This is a genomic window from Deinococcus pimensis DSM 21231 (assembly GCF_000519345.1).
In the GTDB taxonomy this organism is placed as follows: domain Bacteria; phylum Deinococcota; class Deinococci; order Deinococcales; family Deinococcaceae; genus Deinococcus_A; species Deinococcus_A pimensis.
In genome coordinates, this window is sequence record NZ_KI912632.1 from 21818 (window position 1) to 23958 (window position 2141).

At 70.9% G+C, this 2141-nt stretch carries 3 protein-coding genes; 1 reads left to right on the top strand and 2 read right to left on the bottom strand.

What is annotated here, in order from left to right; translation table 11 throughout:
• Positions 1 to 224: 224 nt before the first annotated feature.
• Together DEIPI_RS0104540 and DEIPI_RS0104545 are read right to left on the bottom strand one after the other, a co-directional pair.
• A complete protein-coding gene (locus tag DEIPI_RS0104540; protein WP_027480990.1) occupies positions 225 to 686 on the bottom strand; it encodes a flavin reductase family protein in 462 nt (153 codons plus the stop codon).
• A 96-nt stretch (positions 687 to 782) separates the two neighbouring features.
• Positions 783 to 1433, bottom strand: coding sequence for a DUF2270 domain-containing protein (locus tag DEIPI_RS0104545; RefSeq protein WP_027480991.1), 651 nt, complete (start codon positions 1431 to 1433; stop codon positions 783 to 785).
• A gap of 80 nt (positions 1434 to 1513) precedes the next feature.
• Here DEIPI_RS0104545 and DEIPI_RS28525 point away from each other — a divergent pair.
• Positions 1514 to 2141: A/G-specific adenine glycosylase (locus DEIPI_RS28525; protein ID WP_045233651.1), on the top strand; the 628-nt coding region annotated here is incomplete at its 3' end.

Consider the following 2141-nt stretch of genomic DNA (forward strand, 5'->3'; position numbering starts at 1 on the left):
TGGCGCTCGTGCTCGGCACGAGCGGCGTCGTGGAGCCCGCCGCGAGCCTCGGCCGCGTCGCGAAGTGGGCGGGCGCGACGGTCATCGAGATCAATCCCGACGAGACGCCCCTGACCCCCTACGCGGACCTCAGCCTGCGGACCGGCGCGAGCGAGGGCATGCGGACGCTGATGGACTGAACGTGGGCGGCCGCGACGTTCGGGTCACGGGCCCGCGGGGCGGCCTCAGCCCAGCTCGTGGTACTGACCGCGGAAGTACAGCAGCGGATCGTCGTCCGTGTAGCGGCTGTACTCCACCTCGCCCACGTACAGGGTGTGGTCCCCGCCGGGCAGCGTCTCCACCTTGCGGCACACCAGCTGCGCGATCGCCCCGCCGATGAGGGGCAGGCCCTCGTGGTCCATCCAGGGGACCTCCACGTCGTGGGCGCGGCGCGCGAAGTGATCGCTGAGGTGACGCTGGTTCGCGGAGAGGATGCTGACGCCGAAGCGGTCCACCTCGCTGATCACGCTCTGCATGTGCGCCTTGTTGTCCACCGACACCAGGATCAGCGGGGGCTCCAGGGACACGCTCAGGAAGGCGCTCGCGGTCATGCCGCGACGCTCGCCCCCGTGCGCGACGGTCACGATGGTGACGCCACTCGCCCAGCGGCCGAGGGTCTGACGGAACTCGTGAGGAGGAATCGGCATGACACGAAGTGTACAGGAGCGGTCAGCCGTCAGCCGTCAGCGGTCAGCCGTCAGTTCCCGGACCGACGGCCGACCGCTGATTCCTGACGGCTCCCCTCAATCCTGTTCCAGCGGGTACTGCCGGGTCGCGCGGATCGCGAGGCGGATCAGGAACGCGTAGAACACCACGACCGCCACGATCACGAGGGGCCCGGGGATGTTGCCGATGGAGGCGAGCTCCACGAAGCCCGCGAAGGTCGGGCGCGCGCCCGGGTCGCGCAGCAGGTCCAGCTTCGCCACCCACGCGATCGCGACGGCCGCGTAGATCCACAGGTAGTTGCGCCGCAGCCGCCAGCCCACGGCGTCCGCGCGGGGGATGGGGCTGCGCGGCTTGGCGAGCTCCGCGAGGAGCAGCTGATGCCACGAGGAGTCCACCTTGTCCCCCAGCATCGCGGGGTAGAAGAAGCGCTCCATGATGCGCACGCGGTGGTGGCTGATCTCGAAGGTGCGGAAGCGCCGCGCCTCCAGGTGCAGGAAGAAGTAGTTCATGAACATCGCGAACAGGAAGATCGCGTGGCTGTTCTCCCGGCTGCCCAGCGCGAAGGACGTGAGACCGGCCGTCGTCACGACCGCCCAGTTGGTGCTGGTGTCGAGACGCTGACGGTACGCGGTCATCTTGCCCACCTCCGCTCGGTAGAGGTGGATCAGGCTGTTCGCGGCGTTGGTGGAGTAGCTCGCTTCGGTGATGGCGGGGCGCGCCTGGGTCATCCCTGGGGACTTTCTGGCCCGGAAGTGCGCTCGGTTCTGCTTTTGGCGCGGGCTGCCCTCACTATACTGCCCTCCTGCCCATGCCCGACCTTTCGCGAGCATTTCCCGAGGAGGCGCGCGCCGCGCTCCTGGACTGGTTCGAGCCTCACGCGAGGGCCCTGCCGTGGCGCGCGGCGGGCGCGGACGGCCGACGCGACCCCTACCGCGTGTGGGTGTCGGAGGTGCTGCTGCAGCAGACGCAGGCCGCGCGGGGCCGGGTGTACTTCGAACGCTTCCTGCGGGCCTTCCCGACCGTGCGGGACCTCGCGGACGCACCCCAGGAGGCGGTGCTCAAGGCCTGGGAGGGCTGCGGGTACTACGCCCGCGCCCGCAACCTGCACCGCGCCGCGAAGCTCGTGGCGGAAAGGGGCTTCCCGACCACCTACGAGGGCTGGCGCGAGATTCCCGGCGTGGGTCCGTACACGGCGGCGGCCGTGACGAGCATCGCGTACGGCGCGGCCCACGCCGTCGCGGACGGCAACGTGCGCCGCGTCGTCTCGCGCCTGTTCGCGCGGGAGGAGCCCACGGACCGCTGGGTGCAGGAGAAGGCGGACGCCCTGCTGCACTCCCCGGAGCCGGGCCGCTGGAACGAGGCCGTCATGGACCTCGGCGCGACCGTCTGCGTGCCTCGCGCGCCCCGCTGCGGCGAGTGCCCGCTGCGCGCGTGGT